The following is a 21139-nucleotide window of genomic DNA, read 5'->3' as shown; positions in this document are numbered from 1 at the left end:
GCAAACGACCGCGCAGCGGTCGCCATCGCACTTGAGATTTCAAACTTGCCCCACACCCCCCAACGCCGCTGGTACCTCCCGGTCTCCCTGATCGCCGCCCTGGTGCTGCTGCCCCTGAGCGTCCTGCTGTTGTCTTGGCAATCGATCGACTTGCAGATCTGGTCGCACCTGCTCGACACCCAGATGAGCCGCCTGCTGGGTAATACCTTGGCCTTGGTGGTGGGTGTGGGCATTGGCGTCACCGTGCTCGGCGTCAGCCTGGCCTGGCTCACCAGCCTCTGCGAGTTCCCTGGCCGGCGCTGGCTAGACTGGGCGCTGATGCTGCCGTTCGCCATCCCCGCCTACGTGCTGGCGTTCGTCTTCGTCGGCCTGCTGGACTTCGCCGGCCCGGTGCAAAGCGTGCTGCGCGAGGTGTTTGGGCCCATGCGCCTGCCTCGCGTGCGCTCCACCGGTGGGGTGATCACCGTGCTGGTGCTGGTGTTCTACCCCTATGTCTACCTGTTGGCGCGCACGGCCTTCCTGGCCCAGGGCAAGGGCCTGATGGAAGCGGCGCGGGTGTTGGGGCTGTCACCCCTGCAGGCGTTCTGGCGCGTGGCCCTGCCGATGGCGCGGCCCGCCATTGGTGCCGGCATCGCCCTGGCCCTGATGGAAACCCTGGCCGATTTTGGCGCCGTGGCGGTGTTCAACTTCGATACCTTCACCACTGCCATCTACAAGACCTGGTACGGCTTCTTCAGCCTGTCCAGCGCGGCCCAGTTGGCCAGCCTGCTGTTATTGGCGGTGATGCTGGTGCTGTACGGCGAGCGCCGTGCCCGCGGGGCCAGCCGCAGTGGCCACGAGCGGCCACGAGGGCAGGCGCTGTACCACCTGCGCGGGGCCAAGGCATGGCTGGCCAGTGGCTGGTGCTTGTTGGTGTTCGCCTGCGCTTTCGTCATCCCGCTGCTGCAATTGCTGGCGTGGTTTTGGCAGCGTGGCAGGCATGACCTGGACGAACGTTATATCGGCCTGGTGCTGCACACCCTGTACTTGGGCGGCATGGCAGCGCTGGTCACGGTCTGCGTGGCGCTGCTGCTGGCCTTTGCCCGGCGCCAGGCGCCCACGGGCGGTATCCGCACCGGGGTGGGCCTGGCCAACCTGGGCTATGCCTTGCCCGGTTCGGTGCTGGCCGTGTCGATCATGCTGGCCTTCAGCTACCTCGATAACCAGCTGGTCATCCCGCTGTCCAGCTGGCTGGGCGGTGCAGGCAAGCCGCTGCTGCTGGGCAGCCTTGCCGCCTTGCTGCTGGCCTACCTGGTGCGTTTTATCGCGGTGGCTTACGGGCCACTGGAGAGCAGCCTGGAGCGCGTTCGCCCGTCGCTGCCCGAGGCATCCCGTAGCCTGGGCGTCAGCGGCGTAGGTTTGTTTTTCAAGGTATATCTGCCGCTGCTGGTGCCTGGCGCCCTCAGCGCCGCCTTGTTGGTGTTTGTCGACGTGCTCAAGGAAATGCCGGCCACCTTGCTGATGCGCCCGTTTGGCTGGGACACCTTGGCAGTGCGGGTGTTCGAGATGACCAGCGAAGGTGAGTGGGCGCGTGCCTCGCTGCCGGCACTAAGCCTGGTATTGGTCGGTTTGCTGCCAGTCATCGGCTTGATCCGCCGTTCGGCTCGTCGACCCGGTCACAGTTACTGAGGATGCCAGCTTGCGACCTTGCGGCTACAATGCGCGGCATTCGCGCGGCGGGTGTTAGTAACAAGAAAAGCTGACGACCCAACGTCATCGACCGCCGCCGCTTCGCCACGCCCGGAAGGAGAAACCCATGGGACAGCGCACGCTTTTGTATGACCTGCACTTGGCGCTAGGCGCCAAGACGGTCGATTTTGGTGGCTGGGACATGCCCCTGCACTATGGCTCGCAGGTCGAGGAGCACCATCAGGTACGCAGCGACTGCGGCGTTTTCGATGTTTCCCACATGACCGTGATCGATGTTGACGGCACAGATGCCACCGTTTGGCTACAGCGCTTGCTGGCTAACGACGTGGCCCGCCTCGACGATGCCGGCAAGGCGCTGTACAGCCCTTTGCTGCACGAACAGGGCGGGGTGATCGACGACCTGATCGTGTACCGCACGGAAACCGGTTACCGCCTGGTCACCAACGCCGCCACCCGGGCCAAGGTGCTCGACTGGCTGCAAGTGCAGCGTGGCGGTTTTGCCGTGGGCTTCCAGCACCGCAATGACCTGGCCATCCTTGCCATCCAAGGGCCACACGCCCGCGAAAAAGTCGCCGCCTTGCTCAGCCCCTCGCGCGCCGCGCTGGTCCGTGAACTGCGCCCGTTCGAAGGCATTGCCGAAGGCGATTGGTTCATTGCCCGCACCGGTTATACCGGTGAAGACGGCCTGGAGATCATCATCCCCGGCGATCAGGCCGTGGCCTTCTTCAACGACCTGGTCGGCGCCGGCATCGCCCCCAGCGGCCTCGGCGCCCGCGACACCCTGCGCCTGGAAGCCGGCATGAACCTATACGGCCAGGACATCGACGAAACCCACACCCCGCTCACCTCCAACCTGGGCTGGAGCATTGCTTGGGAGCCGGCCGAGCGCGACTTCATCGGCCGCGCCAGCCTGTTGGCGGAAATCGAGCAAGGTGTGCAGGAAAAACTGGTCGGCCTGGTGCTGGAAGAGCGCGGTGTGCTGCGCGCCCATCAGGTGGTCCGTGTTGCCGGGATTGGCGAAGGGGAGATCACCAGTGGTAGTTTCTCGCCTACGCTGAGCAAGTCCATTGCCCTTGCACGCGTGCCCATGGCCACCGCCGACCGGGCCGAGGTGGAAATCCGCGGCAAGTGGTACCCGGTGCGGGTGGTCAAACCGACCTTCGTGCGCCACGGCAAGATCCTGATCTGAACAATTATTAACCGGCGGGCGTACCGCTGAGCCAATCGAGGAATTCAAGACATGAGCAATATCCCCGCCGACCTGCGTTTTGCCGAAAGCCATGAATGGGCCCGCCTGGAAGCCGACGGCACCGTGACCGTGGGTATCAGCGACCACGCCCAGCAAGCCCTGGGTGACGTGGTGTTCGTCGAGTTGGCCGAAGTCGGCAAGGTATTCGAAGCTGGCGAAGCTGCTGGCGTGGTCGAGTCGGTCAAGGCCGCTTCGGACATCTACGCCCCGGTTGCTGGCGAAGTGATTGCGGTCAACGAAGAGCTGGCTGACAGCCCGGAGTTGCTCAACGAACAACCTTACGAGTCGTGGATCTTCAAGCTGAAGCCAAGCAACCCGGCCGAGCTGGACAAGCTGCTGGATGCTGCTGGTTACGCCGCCGCGATCGGCGAGTAAGACCGCGTCGCCTGCTTTGCGGCTAAAGCCGCTCCTACAGGTACTGCACTGAATTCGAAGCGGGTGCAGTACCTGTAGGAGCGGCTTTAGCCGCGAAGAGGCCGGACCTGCAAGCAACTTTCCCCGCAGAATCGGCAATCCCTTCCTAGACTTGTAAGTCTCCATGAGAGCTGGTCGAGGAAGAGAGCGTCGTCATGTCCCAGTCGCCATCCCTGCATCAACTGCAAGAGCTCAACCCATTCCTGCGCCGCCACCTCGGCCCCGATGCCGCAGAGCAGCAGGCCATGCTCAATGCGCTGGGCGTCGCCAGCCGCAGTGCGCTGATCGAGCAAACCGTACCGCCAGACATCCGCCTCAATCGCCCCCTCGACCTGCCAGCGGCGCTGGACGAACAGGCCGCCTTGGCCAAACTGGCCGGCTACGCCCAGCAGAACCAGGTTTGGACCAGCCTGATCGGCATGGGCTACCACGGCACCATTACCCCCACGGTCATCCTGCGCAACGTGCTGGAAAACCCCGGCTGGTACACCGCCTATACGCCTTATCAGCCCGAAATTGCCCAAGGCCGGCTGGAGGCGCTGCTGAATTTTCAGCAAATGGTCATCGACCTCACCGGGCTGGCCCTGGCCAATGCCTCGCTACTTGACGAAGCCACCGCCGCTGCCGAGGCCATGGCCTTGGCCAAGCGGGTAGCGCGCAACAAGAGCAATGCTTTCTTCGCCGACGAGCACTGCCACCCGCAGACCCTGTCGGTGCTGAAGACCCGCGCCGAGGGTTTTGGCTTCGAACTGATCGTCGATTCTGTGGATAACCTGGCCAAACACAGCGTGTTCGGTGCCTTGCTGCAGTACCCCGATACCCACGGCGAGGTGCGCGACCTGCGCCCGCTGATCGACCATTTGCACAGCCAGCAGGCCTTGGCCTGTGTGGCCGCCGACCTGCTCAGCCTGGTGGTGCTGACGCCGCCCGGGGAGCTGGGCGCCGATGTGGTACTGGGGTCGACCCAGCGTTTTGGCGTGCCAATGGGCTATGGTGGCCCTCACGCGGCCTATTTCGCCTGCCGCGATGACTACAAGCGGGCCATGCCGGGGCGCATCATTGGCGTGTCACGCGATGCCCGCGGCAACACTGCCCTGCGCATGGCCCTGCAAACGCGCGAGCAACATATCCGCCGAGAGAAGGCCAACTCCAACATCTGCACGGCCCAGGTGCTGCTGGCCAACATTGCCGGCTTTTACGCGGTGTACCACGGTCCCGAAGGCCTGCAACGCATTGCCCAGCGCGTGCATCGGTTGACCTTCATTCTGGCCGCCGCCCTTGAAGCCAAGGGCATCCCGCGCCTCAACCAGCATTTTTTCGACACACTTACCGTGGATGTCGGTGGTGCCCAGGCGGCCATTATCGAAAGCGCCGAAGCCGCGCAGATCAACTTGCGCATCCTCGGCCGCGGGCACCTAGGCGTTAGCCTGGACGAGACCTGTTCGGAGCACACGGTGCTGCGCCTGTTGGATATTTTCCTGGGGGTGGACCACGGCTTGGATATCGCCACACTCGACCAGTTGGCCCTGCCCGAAGGCATCCCCGCCAGCCTGGTGCGGCGCACGCCATTCCTCGCCCACCCGGTGTTCAACCTGCACCACAGCGAAACCGAGATGCTGCGCTACCTAAAACAGCTGGAGAACAAAGACCTGGCGCTGAACCAGTCGATGATCCCGCTGGGCTCGTGCACCATGAAGCTCAACGCTACCAGTGAGATGATCCCCATTACCTGGCCCGGCTTTGCCCAGTTGCACCCGTTTGCCCCGGCGGCCCAGGCCACGGGGTACAAGGCAATGATTGACGAGTTGGAACACTGGCTGTGCGCGATTACCGGCTTCGATGCCATTTGCATGCAGCCCAACTCCGGTGCCCAGGGTGAGTACGCCGGCCTGATGGCTATTACCCGCTACCACCGCAGCCGCCACCAGCCGCAGCGTACGCTGTGCCTGATCCCATCGTCGGCCCACGGCACCAACCCAGCGTCGGCGCAAATGGCCGGCATGGAAGTGGTAATCGTCGACTGCGATGACGATGGCAACGTTGACCTGGCCGACCTCAAGGTCAAGGCTCACGCAGCCGGGGAGCGTTTGTCGTGCCTGATGATCACTTACCCCTCGACCCACGGCGTGTACGAGGAGGGAATTCGCGAAATCTGCGAAGTGGTCCACCTGCACGGTGGCCAAGTGTACATGGATGGCGCCAACCTCAATGCCCAGGTGGGCTTGGCGCGCCCGGCGGATATTGGCGCCGATGTTTCTCACATGAATCTGCACAAAACCTTCTGTATCCCCCACGGCGGTGGCGGCCCGGGCATGGGCCCGATTGGCATTCGCGCTCACCTCAAACCGTTCGTCGCCAGCCACCCGGTGGTGCCGGTACCCGGCCTGGACCCTAACAACAGTGCCGTGAGTGCTGCGCCCTGGGGCAGTGCAAGCATTTTGCCGATCAGCTGGATGTACATCGCCATGATGGGCCCGCAGCTGGCCGATGCCAGTGAAGTGGCGATCCTTTCGGCCAATTACCTGGCCAGCCAGCTGGGCGTCGCGTTCCCAGTGCTCTACCGCGGGCGCAATCAGCGCGTGGCGCATGAGTGCATCCTTGACCTACGGCCGCTGAAAGCACTGACGGGCATTAGCGAAGAGGACGTGGCCAAGCGCCTGATGGACTATGGCTTCCATGCGCCGACCATGTCGTTCCCGGTGCCGGGCACGCTGATGGTCGAGCCGACCGAGAGTGAGTCGAAGGCCGAGTTGGACCGGTTTGTCGAGGCGATGCTGGCCATTCGGGCGGAAATTGGCGAAGTGCAGGAGGGCAATTGGCCTGCGGAGAACAACCCGCTCAAACATGCGCCACATACCCTGGCCGATGTGCTGGCGGTGTGGGACAGGCCCTACAGCCTGGAGCAGGCGGTAGCGCCCAGTGCTCATGTGCGTCAGCACAAGTACTGGCCAGCGGTGAACCGGGTCGACAACGTGTATGGGGACAGGAACCTGTTCTGTGCGTGTGTGCCGCTGGAGGCGTATCGCTGAGATCAGTGCTGGACTCTTCGCGGGCATGCCCGCGAAGCAGGCGACGCGGTTACTCGGCTACTGCATTCTTGGCCAGGATGGCATTGGCCAGCTCCATGTCGGAAGCCTGCATCCCCGGGTTCTCCGCGCGCGCCTGGCGAATCGCCGCTTCCAGGAACGGCCCGCGGATCGCACCTTCGCTGGCCACGAAGCTGCCGGCGTCATCCTGCGCCGCCATTACCAGCTTGTGATCCCCTGAGGTCAGGTAGCTCGATGCCGTGGTAGCACCGGTAGTCATCACGTTACGCCAGAAGGTATCGGCCATGGCCGAGCCAATAGGCAACGACAGCAAGGCAGCGGCGGCGATGGCAGTTTTGAGACGCATGTTGAAACACCTCGAAGGGTGAGGGTTGAAGATGCGCGGTTGGATCTTTTCTAGTAGGGCAAGTTCCTTGAATACAAAGGACTTTTCGTCAGCTACAGACGCGCAGCACTTCCTCGGCACGGGTCTGCCCGCAGGCCACTTTGGCTTCGCCGCAACGGCGCAGGTCTACCAGGCCATCGGCCAGTGCCTGGCGCCGTAAATCGTTCAGGTCGGCGTTCGGCCCTATCGATGCACGCAAGCTTTCGCTGGGCGTGAGCAGTTCGAACAACCCGGTGCGCCCATGAAACCCAGTGCCGCGACACGTTCGGCAAATGGCTGATGTATTTGCCTGGCAGTCCGGGCAGAGGGTGCGAACCAGGCGCTGGGCCATGACCCCAACCAACGTCGCCTTGATCAAGTAATCGGCCACACCCAGTTCCTGCAGGCGGGTAATCGCCGCGCAGGCGTCGTTGGTGTGCAAGGTCGACAGCACCAAGTGCCCGGTCAGCGCAGCCTGTACCGCCACCAAGGCGGTTTCACGGTCACGAATTTCACCGATCATGATGATATCCGGGTCCTGGCGCAGCATGGCCCGTACACCATTGGCGAAACCCAGGTCCAGGGCGGGTTGTACCTGCAGCTGGTTGAAGGCCGGCTCCAGGCGTTCGATCGGGTCCTCGATGGTGCATAGGTTGACCTGCGGCGTTGCCAGCAACTTGAGGCTGGCGTAAAGCGTGCTGGTTTTGCCGGAACCGGTGGGGCCGGTGACCAGGATGATGCCCTGGCGCAGGCGCAGCAGGCCTTGCCATTGAGCCAATTGTGGCCCCTCCAGGCCGAGCCGGTCGAAGCCGTTTTGCAACTGTTGCGGGTCAAACAGGCGCAGCACCAGTTTCTCGCCAAATGGCGTTGGCAGGGTCGATAGCCGCAATTCCACTTCGCTTCCACCTGGCAGGCGGCTTTGCAGGCGGCCATCCTGCGGCCGGCGTTTTTCCGCGACATCCATGCGGCTCAGGTGCTTCAAGCGGCTGATCAGCGCCAAGGTGACCCCAGCAGGGAAGCTATAGACGGTGTGTAGCAGGCCGTCGATACGGTAGCGCAGTTGGCCCTGCTCGCGGCGGGGCTCCAAGTGGATATCACTGGCGCGCTGATCGATAGCGTACTGCAGCAGCCAATCGACGATATGCACGATGTGCGCGTCGTCCGCACTGGCCTCAGGCTGGTGTTTGCTCAACGCCAGCAAGTGTTCGATTTCGCCCAGGTTGGCCGACTGCTGGTATTGCGCGCCCTTTACCGACTGGGCAAGGCGGTATAACGACTGGCCTGACTGGCGGATTTGCAAGGGGCTGGCCAGCACACGGCGGATCGGCCGGCCCAAGCTGCGGGCCAGGTCCGCTTGCCAGTCATCCTGATAGGGCTGGGCGCTGGCGACGGTGACGCTGGAAGCGTCGGCCGCCACGATGAGGATGCCATGGCGTTGGGCGAAGGCCGCAGACATCAGGCCGCTGGTTTGTGGCAGATCCAGTTGCATCGGGTCGATACGCAGGTAGGGTTGGCCGACTTTGTTGGCCAGCCATGGGCACAGGTGGTCCAGGTCGAGGGGCTGGCCGGGGTGTTGGCGGTCTTCAAGGCCGCAGGCAGCTATTTGTTCAAGCGGGTGGGCGCCGGGCTGGGTAGCGGCGTGCTCAAGTATTCGCAGGGTGTCGTTGGCGTGCAGGTGGTTGTCGGCGAGCAGGTTTTGCAGCACGCGCTTGAGGTCGAGTGCCGGGTTGTCTGGGGTGTGCATGGTTGGCGTCCGTGCCTGATAGGGGAGTGCTGATCAAGCCTAGCCGGGCTGGGAAAGGGTATAGGCGGTGAACGGTTTCGGGATTTTGCCGTGCCTGTGCGGGCGATGGGGCCGATAAATGGTTACACCACCGCCAGCTCTACCCGCTGCAGGTTGGTCAGGCTTACCTCGCCGACACACACCAAGTTGCGCAGTTTTTGCGCAATAACTTCGGCCCGGTGCCAGCTCAGGCCGCCGATGCCTACCTCGATATCCAGCCAGTCATGTTGCTGGCTGACCTGCACGCTGTGTGGGGTCAGAAACTGCAAGGCGAAAAGGTTGAGCACCCGGCACAGGCTGTCAGGCTCGGCCTCGGCTTGCAGGCGATAGTGCACGGTGCTGTGGGCGTTGTTGGCGGCCCAGGCGTCGGTACGGGGCTGTGCGTTCATGCTGGTCTCCGCAAAATATGGGAGAAATTTTTGCACGTTGGTGAGGGCATTTTTTCGCTATTATTTGAGGGTTTCGCGCTACTGGCGAATTAGCCTATTCAAATAATGCTGCTTTGGAGAAACAAAAATGCAAAGCGAGCTGGACGCCTACGACCGTCGTATTCTCGAATTGCTGCAAGAAGACGCTTCGCTGTCCAGCGCACAGATTGCCGAGCGCGTGGGGCTGTCGCAGTCGCCGTGCTGGCGGCGTATCCAGCGCTTGAAGGAGGAAGGGGTCATTCGCGGGCAGGTAACCTTGCTGGACCGCAAGAAGGTTGGCTTGAACACGCAGATTTTTGCCGAGGTGAAGCTGAACGCCCATGGCCGCTCCAACTTCACCGAGTTCACCGAGGCGATCCGCGGGTTCCCAGAGGTACTGGAGTGCTACGTGCTGATGGGATCGGTGGATTTTTTACTGCGTATCGTCACGTCGGACATCGAGGCTTATGAGCGGTTCTTCTTCGAAAAACTGTCGAACGTGCCGGGTATCCAGGAAGTGAATTCGATTGTGGCGCTCTCGGAAATCAAGTCCACCACTAGCCTGCCGCTGTCGCGGTGAGGCTGTTCGCGGGTTCGCCCGCTCCCACAGGATTACCACCGACCTCAAGCCCTGTGGTGTACCGGTGGGAGCATGCGACGCGCTATCAAGCCCTGAGCAGGTGCTTCCAGCCGCGGCTCTGATCCACTGCCCGAGCCTGCTCGATACGCGCTTCCAGCACTTCATCGCTGATGGGCTGTTCGGCCAGCTCATGCAGCTTCTTCAGGTCGCCGTACAGGCGGTCCATCTGTGGCGCTTCGAGCACTTGGCGGGCATGGTGCAACCAGGCCAGCAGCTGTTCGATACGCGGCAGTTGCTCGGCCAGGTCTTCCGGGCGCTGGGTGTACAGCGGCAGTTTCAGTGCCAGGCCTTCTTCGCCCAGCAGGTGCGCCAGCCAGCTGGCCAGTTGCGCCTTGCCCTGACGCTCGCCACGGCCCTTGCGCTCTGCGGTCCAGGCACGGGCCAGCAGCCAGCGTGAGGTTTCCAGCGAGAACTGGCCCCAACGCACGTCTTCCAGCTCTTCGGCGAATTGCTCGGGGGCGGCGCGGCGGATGTCTTCGTCATCGTTACCGGCCTGCACCAGCGGGCGCCAGTCTTCGAGCAAGGCATCGAGGCTGCTGCGCAGGTCGCGAGTGGCGGCGCGTGGCGCGGCCTGGCCCAGGCTGGCGGTGAGGGCGCGCAGCTCGCTCAGGCACTCGACCCAATCTTGCAGCAGGCGCCAATGGCCGTTGTGGCGGTACTGCTCAGCCAGGCGCTGGCTGCTGCCCAACAGTTGCCAGGCCAGTGCGGCGTAGGCGTCATCCACGGCCATTTCGGCTTCCAGCTCGGTGTGCGGCAGGCCCAACTCGTAGCTGTCCGGCTCCAGCAGGCGGTAGCCACGCTCGGCTTTGCTGATGTCGCAAGGCATCAGCGGCAAGCTGGCGGCCAGTTCGGCGGCCAGTTCCAGCAGTGCCTGCGGCTCACCTTCGCGCAGTTCCAGTTCCAGCTCGCAGATTTCTTCCTTGCGCTTGCCGGCGATCACGAAGCCTTGGTCTAGCGCCGCCTCGATCACCACCTTGCTCTTGCCACGGCCCCAGGCGATTTCAGCGAATTCACGGGTGAAGTCGGTGGTGAACAGCGGCTTGATGGTCTTTTTGTCCAGGTCGGCCAGTTGCTCGGGCCAGCAGGTGGCGTCGAGCTTTTTCAGGTCGAGCTTGACCTTGTCCAGCTGCCATTCGTGCTCGTTACGCTCGGAAAGCCCGGCCACGCTGGTGCCGCGGCACTTGAGGGTCTGGATGATGGCCTCGCCGTCGCGGCGCAGGCGCAGCGCGACGCGGGCGGCAGACAGCTCGCGCTCGGGGGTGTCGAAGTACTGGTTGGTCAGTTCGCGGGTCTGCCAGCCGGACTTGTTGCGCTTTTTCAGCAGAGGGTGCTCGCGCAGGGCGGCAAGGGTCTCGCGGCTGGCGCGGAGCTTGAGTTCGGTTTCTTTGTGCATCACAGGCTCGAAGGAGGGGGCGTGGTTGCCAAGGAGTTTACAGGAGTCGGCTGTCGACTGTTGGATCGTGGTGGCTTCTTCGCGGGGCAAGCCCACGAAGAAGCCACCACGGTTGCCCTGCGAACGAATGGCATTGCTATGATGGGCAACGCTTCCAAGGAGTACGCGCATGCCGTTGCCGACGCTGAAAGACCAGTTCGCCGCTTTGATCGCCGCGCCTTCGGTCAGTTGCACCCAGCCTGCGCTGGACCAATCCAACCGCCAGGTCATCGACCTGTTGGCCGGCTGGCTGGGCGACCTTGGCTTCAAGTGCGACATCCAGCAGGTCAGCCCCGGCAAATTCAACTTGCTGGCCAGCCGCGGCACGGGCCCAGGCGGCCTGGTGCTTGCCGGGCACAGCGACACCGTGCCCTATGACGAACAGTTGTGGGCCAGCGACCCGCTGAAGCTGACCGAGGCCGATGGCCGCTGGGTCGGCTTGGGGAGCTGCGACATGAAGGGCTTCTTCGCGCTGGTCATCGAAGCGGTCATCCCGCTGCTGGAGCACGACTTCAAGCAGCCATTGCTGATTCTTGCCACCTGCGACGAAGAAAGCTCCATGTCCGGCGCCCGTGCCTTGGCCGAGGCCGGCCAACCGCTTGGCAGGGCCGCGGTGATTGGCGAGCCCACCGGGCTGCGGCCGATTCGTATGCACAAGGGCATCCTCATGGACCGCATTGATATCCTCGGGCGCAGTGGCCATTCCTCAGACCCAAGCCTGGGCCGTAGCGCCATGGAGGCGATGCACGCGGTGATGGGCGAACTGATGGGCCTGCGCCAGCAATGGCAGCAACGCTACCGCAACCCGCAATTCAGCGTGCCGACCCCGACCATGAACTTTGGCTGCATCCACGGCGGTGACAACCCCAACCGCATCTGCGGCCAATGTGCCCTGGAATTCGACCTGCGCCCGCTGCCAGGTATGGATGTGGAGCAGCTGCGCGCGGCTATCCGCGACAAGCTGGTGCCCGTGGCAGAGCGCTTCGAGGTGCGCATCGATTATGCGCCGCTGTTCCCAGAGGTGCCGCCATTCGAGCAAGCTGCCGACGCCGAACTGGTGCAAGTGGCAGAGCGCCTGAGCGGTCATCGCGCCGAAGCGGTGGCGTTCGGCACCGAAGCGCCTTATCTTCAGCAACTGGGCTGTCAGACCATCGTGCTGGGCCCTGGCGACATCGCCTGTGCCCACCAGCCCGGCGAATACCTTGAAATGTCACGAATCGAGCCTACCGTGCGTCTATTGCGTGACCTGATCCGGCACTATTGCCTGCACTAAACGTCAATCGAACTGATTCGTTCCTGCCTAGAGGAGACCGCGCGTGACCGCAAGCCTGTTCCGACGATGATCCTGAACGCCCCCTGTATCGCCGTTCTCCGTCCACTTATCCACAGGCCCTGTCATGCCCGATTACGTCAACTGGTTGCGTCATGCATCCCCGTACATCAATGCCCATCGCGACTGCACCTTCGTGGTCATGCTCCCAGGCGATGGGGTTGAACACCCTAATTTCGGCAACATCGTCCACGACCTGGTGCTGCTGCACAGCCTCGGCGTGCGCCTGGTGCTGGTGCATGGTTCGCGCCCGCAGATCGAAAGCCGCTTGGCTGACCGCGGCCTGACCCCGCACTACCACCATGGCCTGCGCATCACCGATGCCGCCACCCTGGACTGCGTGATCGATGCCGTCGGCGCCTTGCGCCTGGCCATCGAGGCGCGCCTGTCGATGGACATTGCCGCTTCGCCGATGCAGGGCTCGCGCCTGCGCGTAGCGTCCGGCAACTTGGTCACGGCGCGGCCGATCGGCGTGCTGGAAGGGGTGGACTACCATCACACCGGCGAGGTGCGCCGGGTCGACCGCAAGGGCATCAGCCGCCTGCTCGACGAGCGTTCCATCGTGCTGTTGTCGCCGCTGGGCTACTCGCCCACGGGTGAAATTTTTAACCTGGCCTGTGAAGACGTGGCCACCCGTGCCGCCATCGAGTTGGGCGCCGACAAGCTGCTGCTGTTCGGTGCCGAGCCAGGCCTGCTGGACGAAAGCGGCAAGCTGGTGCGTGAGCTGCGCCCACAGCAGGTTGCCCCGCATTTGCAGCGCCTGGGCAGTGATTACCAGGGCGAGCTGCTGGACGCCGCGGCCGAGGCCTGCAAGGGCGGAGTGGCGCGCAGCCATATCGTCAGCTATGCCGAGGACGGCGCCTTGCTGACCGAGCTGTTCACCCGTGGCGGTGGCGGCACGCTGGTGTCGCAGGAGCAGTTCGAAGTGGTGCGCGAGGCAACCATCGAGGATGTGGGTGGCCTGCTGGAGCTGATCAGCCCGCTGGAAGAGCAGGGCATTCTGGTGCGTCGTTCGCGCGAAGTCCTGGAGCGGGAGATCGAGCAGTTCAGCGTGGTGGAGCGCGAAGGCATGATCATCGCCTGTGCGGCGCTGTACCCGATTGCCGACTCCGAAGCCGGGGAGCTAGCGTGTCTGGCGGTGAACCCGGAGTACCGCCATGGCGGGCGCGGGGACGAGTTGCTGGAGCGTATCGAAAGCCGGGCGCGGCAGATGGGCTTGAATACCCTGTTCGTGCTTACCACGCGTACGGCGCATTGGTTCCGTGAACGCGGGTTTGCGCCGAGTGGAGTGGAGCGGCTGCCAGCGGCGCGGGCTTCGCTGTACAACTACCAGCGCAATTCGAAGATTTTCGAGAAATCCCTGTAAGCCTGTACCGGCCTCTTCGCGGGTAAACCCGCTCCTACAGGATTCTCACCGGGCCTGAGCCTTCCGAAGGACCTGTAGGAGCGGGTTTACCCGCGAAGCAGGCGACGCGGTGCAGAATGAAAAACGCCGCCCTAGTGGGCGGCGTTTTTGCTTACACGGTATGCAGATACCAGTTGTACTCGAGGTCGGAGATCGAGTGTTCGAACTCCTCCAGCTCGCTCTCCTTGCACGCGACAAAGATATCGATGTACTTCGGATCGATGTACTTGTTCAGGATTTCGCTGTCGTCCAGCTCGCGCAGTGCATCGCGCAGGTTGTTCGGCAGGCTCTGCTCCAGCTGCTCGTACGAGTTGCCTTCAATCGGCTCACCTGGCTCGACCTTGTTGGTCAGGCCATGGTGCACGCCGGCCAGCACAGCGGCCATCATCAGGTACGGGTTGGCGTCGGCACCTGCCACGCGGTGTTCGAGGCGCACGGCGTCCGGCGAGCCGGTCGGTACGCGCAGGGCTACGGTGCGGTTGTCCAGGCCCCAGCTTGGCGCGTTCGGTACGTAGAACTGTGCGCCAAAACGGCGGTACGAGTTGACGTTCGGGCACAGGAACGCCATGGACGCAGGCAGGGTCTCGAGCACACCGCCGACAGCGTGACGTAATGCGGCGTTCTGCTCGGGATCCTCGCTGGTGAAGATGTTGTTGCCATCTTTGTCCAGCACGGAAATGTGTACATGCAGGCCGTTACCTGCCTGGCCCGGGTAGGGCTTGGCCATGAAGGTGGTGTCCATTTCATGGTCGTAGGCGATGTTCTTGATCAACCGCTTGAGCAGTACCGCGTAGTCGCAGGCCTTGAGCGGGTCTGGCACGTGGTGCAGGTTGACTTCGAACTGCGCCGGGGCGCTTTCCTTGACGATGGCGTCGGCCGGGATGCCTTGTTCCTTGGCGCCTTCCAGGATGTCCTGCAGGCAGTCGGCATATTCGTCGAGGTCGTCGATCAGGTACACCTGGGTCGACTGCGGGCGCTTGCCCGAGATTGGCGAGCGCGGCGGCTGTGGGCGGCCGTTCACGTTCTCCTGGTCGATCAGGTAGAACTCCAGCTCGAACGCGGCGCAGATGGTCAGGCCCATTTCGTCGAACTTGCTCACCACCTGACGCAGTACTTCACGAGGGTCGGCGAAGAATGGTTCGCCTTCGATCTCGTGCATGGTCATCAGTAGCTGGGCAGTGGGGCGCTTTTGCCACGGTTCGTTACAGAGTGTGTCGGGGATTGGATAGCAGATACGGTCAGCATCGCCGATGTCCAGGCCAAGGCCGGTGCTTTCGACAGTGGAACCGTTGATATCCAGGGCGAAGAGGGAGGCCGGCAGATTGATGCCTTTCTCGTAAACCTTGTGGAGGCTGGTGCGCTCAATGCGCTTGCCACGCACCACACCATTCATATCTGCAATCAGAAGGTCAACGTAGAGAACCTCAGGATGTTCCTTAAGGAACGCGTTCGCTTCGTTAAGCTGAACGGCACGCGGGGGTACCGACATGATGCAACACCTTTGTTGTTAAAAATATCAATCAAGGGGGGCTTGCAGGACCAGTCAACCGAAAAGCCATACTGATGTCAAGCCAACTCCATGATGCCCTGAAATGGCACATCTACGGCAGATTTGCTGCATATCGGGGCGTGCCATTATCCGCTATTTACGCTGGAAAGGGTGATCTGAAGCATGCCGTGTTTTATTTTTTACGCAGGAGTTGTGTAAAAAAATGAACAAGGCTAAGCTCGGTCTCAACCCAGAACACAATAATACGAGGGTCACATGGTCCGCTTGCCGCGACCTGAAAGCACTGTCTGTACAGTGCCATCGGGTACCTCCGCCGTTTTTGCAAGCTTCGTCAATGGCGTGGCCACCCTGGCCGCAATAATTGACGTTTGGCGTTTCCGGACCCGCCCTCGTAGCGGTTTACCGCCCTTCGTTTCGTCTTCCTGCCTTTCGAACTCATTACGGACACAGCTGATTTCAGTGTATCCACTGTGGCTCTGCGCGGGGGTTTTTGCTTTAGCAATGTACTCCATCCAGAATCAGTGCGCGGACCACCTTACCTCCTGAGGTATTTATGAGTAACAACCTCGACCAGCTCACCGATTGGTTGAAAGAGCACAAGATCACCGAAGTCGAATGCATGATCAGTGACCTGACCGGCATCACGCGCGGCAAGATTTCGCCTACCAACAAGTTTATCGCCGAAAAAGGCATGCGCCTGCCTGAAAGCGTGCTGCTGCAGACCGTGACCGGCGACTACGTCGACGACGACATCTATTACGAACTGCTCGACCCGGCGGACATCGACATGATCTGCCGCCCCGACGAAAACGCCGTGTTCCTGGTACCGTGGGCCATCGAGCCAACCGCCCAGGTGATCCACGACACCTACGACAAGAAGGGCAACCCGGTCGAACTGTCGCCGCGCAACGTGCTGAAAAAAGTACTCCAGCTCTACGCCGACAAGGGCTGGCAGCCGATCGTCGCGCCCGAGATGGAGTTCTACCTGACCAAGCGTAGCGAAGACCCGGACTTCCCACTGCAGCCGCCGGTAGGCCGCTCGGGCCGCCCAGAAACCGGCCGCCAGTCGTTCTCGATCGAGGCCGCCAACGAATTCGACCCGCTGTTCGAAGATGTTTACGACTGGTGCGAACTGCAGCAACTGGACCTCGACACGCTGATCCACGAAGACGGCACGGCGCAGATGGAGATCAACTTCCGTCACGGTAACGCCCTGCACTTGGCCGACCAGATCCTGGTGTTCAAGCGCACCATGCGCGAGGCCGCGCTCAAGCACAACGTGGCCGCCACCTTCATGGCCAAGCCCATGACCGGCGAGCCGGGCAGTGCCATGCACCTGCACCAGAGCGTGGTCGATGTGGCCACTGGCAAAAACATCTTCAGCAACGACGACGGCAGCATGAGCGAGCTGTTCCTGCACCACATCGGTGGCCTGCAGAAGTTCATCCCCGAGGCGCTGCCGCTGTTCGCCCCCAACGTCAACTCGTTCCGCCGCTTCCTGCCTGACACTTCAGCGCCGGTGAACGTGGAGTGGGGTGAAGAAAACCGCACCGTCGGCCTGCGCGTGCCGGACGCTGGCCCGCAAAGCCGCCGGGTCGAGAACCGCCTGCCGGGCGCCGACGCCAACCCTTACCTGGCCATTGCCGCCAGCCTGCTGTGTGGCTACATCGGCATGGTCGAAGGCATCGAAGCCAGTGCGCCAGTTCAGGGCCGTGGCTACGAACGCCGCAACCTGCGCCTGCCTCTGACCATCGAAGATGCCCTGGAACGTATGGAAAACAGCCATTCGTTGGTGCAGTACCTGGGCAAGAAATTCATTACCGGCTACGTCGCCACCAAGCGCGCCGAGCACGAAAATTTCAAACGCGTCATCAGTTCCTGGGAGCGTGAGTTCCTGCTGTTCGCTGTCTGATCAACCCTGGTGCCGCAGGAGCGCGGCTGTCGAATAACGGAGAAGCACATGAGCGTCAAAAAGCCGCAAACCCGTGAATGGCAAACCCTGAGCGGGGAGCATCATCTCGCGCCTTTCAGTGACTACAAGCAACTGAAGGAGAAGGGGCCGCGCATCATCACCAAGGCCCAGGGTGTGCATTTGTGGGACAGCGAGGGGCACAAGATCCTCGACGGCATGGCCGGCCTGTGGTGCGTGGCGGTGGGGTATGGCCGTGAAGAACTGGTGCAGGCGGCAGAGAAGCAAATGCGTGAACTGCCGTACTACAACCTGTTCTTCCAGACCGCCCACCCGCCTGCGCTGGAGCTGGCCAAGGCAATCGCCGACGTGGCGCCGCAAGGCATGACCCATGTGTTCTTCACTGGCTCCGGCTCCGAAGGTAACGACACCGTGCTGCGCATGGTGCGCCATTACTGGGCGCTGAAAGGCAAGCCACAGAAGCAGACCATTATTGGCCGCATCAACGGTTACCACGGCTCCACCGTGGCCGGTGCCAGCCTGGGCGGCATGAGCGGCATGCACGAGCAGGGCGGCCTGCCGATTCCGGGCATCGTGCATATTCCGCAGCCGTACTGGTTTGGCGAAGGCGGCGACATGACCCCGGATGACTTCGGTGTGTGGGCGGCTGAGCAACTGGAGCAGAAAATTCTCGAAGTCGGCGAAGACAACGTTGCCGCCTTTATCGCCGAGCCGATCCAGGGCGCTGGCGGCGTGATCATCCCGCCGGACACCTACTGGCCGAAGGTGAAAGAGATCCTCGCCAAGTACGACATCCTGTTCGTCGCCGACGAAGTGATCTGCGGTTTCGGCCGCACCGGCGAGTGGTTCGGCTCCGACTACTACGACCTCAAGCCCGACCTGATGACCATCGCCAAGGGCCTGACCTCCGGTTACATCCCCATGGGCGGTGTAATCGTGCGTGACACCGTGGCCCAGGTACTCAGTGAAGGCGGCGACTTCAACCATGGCTTCACCTACTCCGGCCACCCGGTGGCGGCTGCGGTAGGCCTGGAAAACCTGCGCCTTCTGCGCGACGAAAAAATCGTCGAGAAGGCGCGCACTGAAGCGGCACCGTATTTGCAGAAGCGTTTGCGTGAGCTGCAGGACCACCCGCTGGTGGGCGAGGTACGCGGCCTGGGCCTGCTCGGCGCGATCGAGCTGGTCAAGGACAAGGCCACCCGCAGCCGTTACGAAGGCAAGGGCGTGGGCATGATCTGCCGCACCTTCTGCTTCGAAAATGGCCTGATCATGCGTGCGGTAGGTGACACCATGATCATCGCGCCGCCGCTGGTCATCAGCCATGCAGAGATCGACGAGTTGGTGGAAAAGGCGCGCAAATGCCTCGATTTGACGCTCGAAGCGATTCGTTGACAGTTTGCTAGGCTAGCGATGTGACATTAAGTGGTTACAAGGGTCTGCTTTCCTTGAAACAGGGCCTTGTAACTTGCCAGACTAGCGACTGTTTCAGTCGCCGCGCGCTCTGCACCGTAGGTCCTGGCTGCTGGACAGTTGCTAAATAAAAATTCTGGAGCATTACGCATGAATAAAATGGGCAAGACGTTGCTGGCCGCCGCCCTGATGGGTGCCATGGCCTCCGCTGTTCAGGCTGAAGACAAAGTGTTGAACGTCTACAACTGGTCGGACTACATCGCTCCGGACACCATCGCCAAGTTCGAGAAGCAGACCGGTATCAAGGTCAAGTACGACGTCTTCGACAGCAACGAAACCCTTGAAGCCAAGCTGCTGGCGGGCAAGTCGGGCTACGACATCGTGGTGCCGTCCAACAACTTCCTGGCCAAGCAGATCAAGGCTGGCGTGTACGAAGAACTGGACCGTTCCAAGCTGCCGAACTGGAAAAACCTCGACCCGGACCTGCTCAAAGCCGTTGGCGATGCCAGCGACAAGGACAACAAGCACGCTTTCCCGTACATGTGGGGCTCGATCGGCATCGGCTATAACCCTGAGAAGGTCAAGGCCGCGCTGGGCGTGGACAAGATCGACTCGTGGGATGCGGTGTTCAAACCCGAGAACATTGCCAAACTCAAGAGCTGCGGTGTGAGCTTCCTGGATGCCCCGACCGAAATGCTGCCGGCCGCGCTGCACTACCTGGGCCTGCCGAGCAACAGCACCAAGAAAGAAGACTTGAAGGCCGCCGAGGACCTGTTCCTCAAGATTCGTCCTTCGATCACCTACTTCCACTCGTCCAAGTACATCGGTGACATGGCCAACGGCAACATCTGCGTGGCCGTCGGTTATTCGGGTGACCTGGAGCAGTCCAAGGCCCGCGCCCACGAAGCTGGCGACAAGGTCAAAGTGGACTACGTCATTCCGAAGGAAGGTGCCGGTACCTTCTACGACATGGTCGCCATCCCTAAGGATGCCGAGCACAAAGACGCTGCCTACCAGTTCATGGACTTCCTGATGCAGCCAGAAATCATGGCTGAAATCACCAATGCCGTGCGCTTCCCGAACGGCAACCAGGCGGCCACTGCGTTCGTTGACAAAGACATCACCAGCGACCCGAGCATCTACCCGCCAGCCGAAGTGAAGAAGCAGCTGTACGCAATCGCTGCGCCTGACGCTTCTGTGCAGCGTGTGATCACCCGTAGCTGGACCAAGATCAAATCGGGCAAGTAAGCCCGATGCAGCAGCTCTGGGCCGGTGTTTCCCGGCCCAGAGCCAGTGAAAGGCAATTGATGATTGCGGCATCGAAGCTGCGAAGGTAAGTTGCGCGCCGGTTTTGCGTGTGCGGCGGCATTGTCGCTACCCAGGCACTGATTGTGAGGAGCACCCACTTGTCTATTTCTGTATTCCGCAAGGCCTTGATGGCTGGCGCGGGCCTGACGCTGGCATGCAGCGTCCAAGCGGCGCCTACGGTGCACTTCTACAACTGGTCCGACTACATCGGCCCGACCACACTCGCGGACTTCGAGAAAACCACGGGCATCAAGCCCGTGCAGGACGTGTTCGACTCCAATGAAACCCTGGAAGGCAAGCTGCTGGCCGGTAACACCGGCTATGACGTGGTAGTGCCGTCCAACCATTTCCTCGGCAAGCAGATCAAAGCGGGCGCATTCCAGAAGCTCGACAAGCACCTGCTGCCCAACTATGCCAACCTCGACCCGGCGCTGATGAAGCGCCTGGAAAAGAACGACCCAGGCAACCAGTACGCCGTGCCTTACCTATGGGGCACCAACGGCATCGGTTACAACGTCGACAAGGTGAAGGCCGCGCTGGGCGTCGACACCATCGATTCCTGGGCCGTGCTGTTCGAACCCGAGAATATGAAGAAGCTCTCCAAGTGCGGTGTGGCCTTCCTCGACTCGGCGGACGAAATGCTCCCGGCAGTGCTCAACTACATGGGCCTCAACCCCAACAGCACCGACCCCAAGGATTACGCCAAGGCCGAGCAGAAGTTGCTGGCGGTACGCCCGTACGTGACTTACTTCCACTCGTCCAAATACATCACCGACCTGGCCAACGGCGACATCTGCGTCGCGGCAGGTTTTTCGGGTGATGTGTTCCAGGCCAAGGCCCGCGCTATCGAGGCGAAGAAGGGCGTGAACCTGGCCTACGCCATTCCCAAGGAAGGCGGCAACCTCTGGTTCGACGTGCTGGCGATCCCCGCGGACGCCAAGAATGTCAAAGAGGCGCATGCCTTCATCAACTATTTGCTGAAGCCTGAGGCTATCGCCCAGGTCAGTGATTACGTCGGTTACGCCAACCCGAACCCCAAGGCTGGCGACCTGATGGACCAGGCCGTGAGGACTGACGCCGCGGTTTACCCACCGCAGGAAGTGCTGGACAAGATGTTCGTGAATTCAGAGTTGCCACCCAAAGTGCAACGGCTGATGACCCGTAGCTGGACCAAGGTCAAGTCGGGCAAGTAAAAATCCAGACCCGCTGCGGCACCTGCAG

The 21139-nt window shown here is 62.0% G+C and carries 16 protein-coding genes; 11 read left to right on the top strand and 5 right to left on the bottom strand.

Annotated elements, in window-relative coordinates; translation table 11 throughout:
• Positions 1–45: 45 nt before the first annotated feature.
• From DV532_RS24135 to gcvP, 4 genes are all read left to right on the top strand, one after another.
• Positions 46–1668, top strand: coding sequence for an iron ABC transporter permease (locus DV532_RS24135; protein WP_056796603.1), 1623 nt, complete (start codon positions 46–48; stop codon positions 1666–1668).
• A gap of 127 nt (positions 1669–1795) precedes the next feature.
• On the top strand, positions 1796–2878 hold the full coding sequence (gcvT, locus tag DV532_RS24130) for a glycine cleavage system aminomethyltransferase GcvT (RefSeq protein ID WP_056794170.1): 1083 nt from the start codon (positions 1796–1798) through the stop codon (positions 2876–2878).
• 51 nt (positions 2879–2929) lie between these two features.
• Complete coding sequence (gene gcvH, locus DV532_RS24125) at positions 2930–3313, top strand: glycine cleavage system protein GcvH (RefSeq protein WP_056794172.1); 384 nt, start codon at positions 2930–2932, stop codon at positions 3311–3313.
• Positions 3314–3507: 194 nt separating this feature from the next.
• Positions 3508–6381 carry an aminomethyl-transferring glycine dehydrogenase gene (gene gcvP / locus DV532_RS24120; protein WP_056794173.1) on the top strand — a complete coding sequence of 958 codons (2874 nt, stop codon included), beginning with the start codon at positions 3508–3510 and terminating at the stop codon, positions 6379–6381.
• A gap of 49 nt (positions 6382–6430) precedes the next feature.
• Here the strand turns inward: gcvP and DV532_RS24115 are convergent, their stop codons facing one another.
• The 3 genes from DV532_RS24115 to DV532_RS24105 all read right to left on the bottom strand — a co-directional run bounded on the left by DV532_RS24115 (position 6431) and on the right by DV532_RS24105 (position 8935).
• On the bottom strand, positions 6431–6745 hold the full coding sequence (locus DV532_RS24115; RefSeq protein ID WP_056794176.1) for a DUF2388 domain-containing protein: 315 nt from the start codon (positions 6743–6745) through the stop codon (positions 6431–6433).
• 88 nt (positions 6746–6833) lie between these two features.
• On the bottom strand, positions 6834–8507 hold the full coding sequence (locus DV532_RS24110; protein ID WP_056794178.1) for a GspE/PulE family protein: 1674 nt from the start codon (positions 8505–8507) through the stop codon (positions 6834–6836).
• A 122-nt stretch (positions 8508–8629) separates the two neighbouring features.
• Positions 8630–8935, bottom strand: coding sequence for a hypothetical protein (locus DV532_RS24105; protein WP_056794180.1), 306 nt, complete (start codon positions 8933–8935; stop codon positions 8630–8632).
• Positions 8936–9062: 127 nt separating this feature from the next.
• Here DV532_RS24105 and DV532_RS24100 point away from each other — a divergent pair, with 127 nt between their 5' ends.
• Positions 9063–9533 (top strand): Lrp/AsnC family transcriptional regulator, encoded by a 471-nt coding sequence (locus tag DV532_RS24100; RefSeq protein ID WP_056794182.1) that lies wholly within the window; start codon positions 9063–9065, stop codon positions 9531–9533.
• Positions 9534–9618: 85 nt separating this feature from the next.
• On the opposite strand, the gene DV532_RS24095 is transcribed toward DV532_RS24100, so the two are convergent.
• On the bottom strand, positions 9619–10986 hold the full coding sequence (locus tag DV532_RS24095) for a CYTH domain-containing protein (RefSeq protein ID WP_056796606.1): 1368 nt from the start codon (positions 10984–10986) through the stop codon (positions 9619–9621).
• Between the two features lie 169 nt (positions 10987–11155).
• Here DV532_RS24095 and argE point away from each other — a divergent pair, with 169 nt between their 5' ends.
• On the top strand, positions 11156–12298 hold the full coding sequence (gene argE / locus DV532_RS24090; RefSeq protein WP_056794184.1) for an acetylornithine deacetylase: 1143 nt from the start codon (positions 11156–11158) through the stop codon (positions 12296–12298).
• Between the two features lie 124 nt (positions 12299–12422).
• Complete coding sequence (argA, locus tag DV532_RS24085) at positions 12423–13721, top strand: amino-acid N-acetyltransferase (protein ID WP_056794185.1); 1299 nt, start codon at positions 12423–12425, stop codon at positions 13719–13721.
• A 151-nt stretch (positions 13722–13872) separates the two neighbouring features.
• Here argA and DV532_RS24080 read toward each other — a convergent pair whose 3' ends face one another.
• Positions 13873–15249, bottom strand: a complete 1377-nt coding sequence (locus DV532_RS24080; RefSeq protein ID WP_056794187.1) for a glutamine synthetase family protein — start codon at positions 15247–15249, stop codon at positions 13873–13875.
• A 574-nt stretch (positions 15250–15823) separates the two neighbouring features.
• Between DV532_RS24080 and DV532_RS24070 the strand changes: the two genes are divergently transcribed.
• The 4 genes from DV532_RS24070 to DV532_RS24055 all read left to right on the top strand — a co-directional run bounded on the left by DV532_RS24070 (position 15824) and on the right by DV532_RS24055 (position 21111).
• Positions 15824–17182 (top strand): glutamine synthetase family protein, encoded by a 1359-nt coding sequence (locus DV532_RS24070; RefSeq protein WP_056794191.1) that lies wholly within the window; start codon positions 15824–15826, stop codon positions 17180–17182.
• A 48-nt stretch (positions 17183–17230) separates the two neighbouring features.
• Positions 17231–18592 (top strand): aspartate aminotransferase family protein, encoded by a 1362-nt coding sequence (locus DV532_RS24065; RefSeq protein WP_056794193.1) that lies wholly within the window; start codon positions 17231–17233, stop codon positions 18590–18592.
• Positions 18593–18760: 168 nt separating this feature from the next.
• Positions 18761–19858 carry a polyamine ABC transporter substrate-binding protein gene (locus DV532_RS24060; protein WP_056794195.1) on the top strand — a complete coding sequence of 366 codons (1098 nt, stop codon included), beginning with the start codon at positions 18761–18763 and terminating at the stop codon, positions 19856–19858.
• A gap of 158 nt (positions 19859–20016) precedes the next feature.
• Positions 20017–21111, top strand: a complete 1095-nt coding sequence (locus DV532_RS24055; protein WP_056794197.1) for a polyamine ABC transporter substrate-binding protein — start codon at positions 20017–20019, stop codon at positions 21109–21111.
• Positions 21112–21139 lie beyond the last annotated feature (28 nt).

This window comes from Pseudomonas sp. Leaf58 (genome assembly GCF_003627215.1).
GTDB lineage: Bacteria > Pseudomonadota > Gammaproteobacteria > Pseudomonadales > Pseudomonadaceae > Aquipseudomonas.
The sequence above is the reverse complement of the archived record's forward strand: the minus strand, read 5'-3'. Positions and strand labels throughout refer to the sequence as shown.

Excerpts from the sequence above, each read along its gene's own strand:
- gcvT (WP_056794170.1), top strand. The coding sequence starts at position 1,796 with ATGGGACAGCGCACGCTTTTGTATGACCTGCACTTGGCGCTAGGCGCC.
- gcvH (WP_056794172.1), top strand. The coding sequence starts at position 2,930 with ATGAGCAATATCCCCGCCGACCTGCGTTTTGCCGAAAGCCATGAATGG.
- gcvP (WP_056794173.1), top strand. The coding sequence starts at position 3,508 with ATGTCCCAGTCGCCATCCCTGCATCAACTGCAAGAGCTCAACCCATTC.
- DV532_RS24115 (WP_056794176.1), bottom strand. The coding sequence starts at position 6,745 with ATGCGTCTCAAAACTGCCATCGCCGCCGCTGCCTTGCTGTCGTTGCCT.
- DV532_RS24110 (WP_056794178.1), bottom strand. The coding sequence starts at position 8,507 with ATGCACACCCCAGACAACCCGGCACTCGACCTCAAGCGCGTGCTGCAA.
- DV532_RS24105 (WP_056794180.1), bottom strand. The coding sequence starts at position 8,935 with ATGAACGCACAGCCCCGTACCGACGCCTGGGCCGCCAACAACGCCCAC.
- DV532_RS24100 (WP_056794182.1), top strand. The coding sequence starts at position 9,063 with ATGCAAAGCGAGCTGGACGCCTACGACCGTCGTATTCTCGAATTGCTG.
- DV532_RS24095 (WP_056796606.1), bottom strand. The coding sequence starts at position 10,986 with ATGCACAAAGAAACCGAACTCAAGCTCCGCGCCAGCCGCGAGACCCTT.
- argE (WP_056794184.1), top strand. The coding sequence starts at position 11,156 with ATGCCGTTGCCGACGCTGAAAGACCAGTTCGCCGCTTTGATCGCCGCG.
- argA (WP_056794185.1), top strand. The coding sequence starts at position 12,423 with ATGCCCGATTACGTCAACTGGTTGCGTCATGCATCCCCGTACATCAAT.
- DV532_RS24080 (WP_056794187.1), bottom strand. The coding sequence starts at position 15,249 with ATGTCGGTACCCCCGCGTGCCGTTCAGCTTAACGAAGCGAACGCGTTC.
- DV532_RS24070 (WP_056794191.1), top strand. The coding sequence starts at position 15,824 with ATGAGTAACAACCTCGACCAGCTCACCGATTGGTTGAAAGAGCACAAG.
- DV532_RS24065 (WP_056794193.1), top strand. The coding sequence starts at position 17,231 with ATGAGCGTCAAAAAGCCGCAAACCCGTGAATGGCAAACCCTGAGCGGG.
- DV532_RS24060 (WP_056794195.1), top strand. The coding sequence starts at position 18,761 with ATGAATAAAATGGGCAAGACGTTGCTGGCCGCCGCCCTGATGGGTGCC.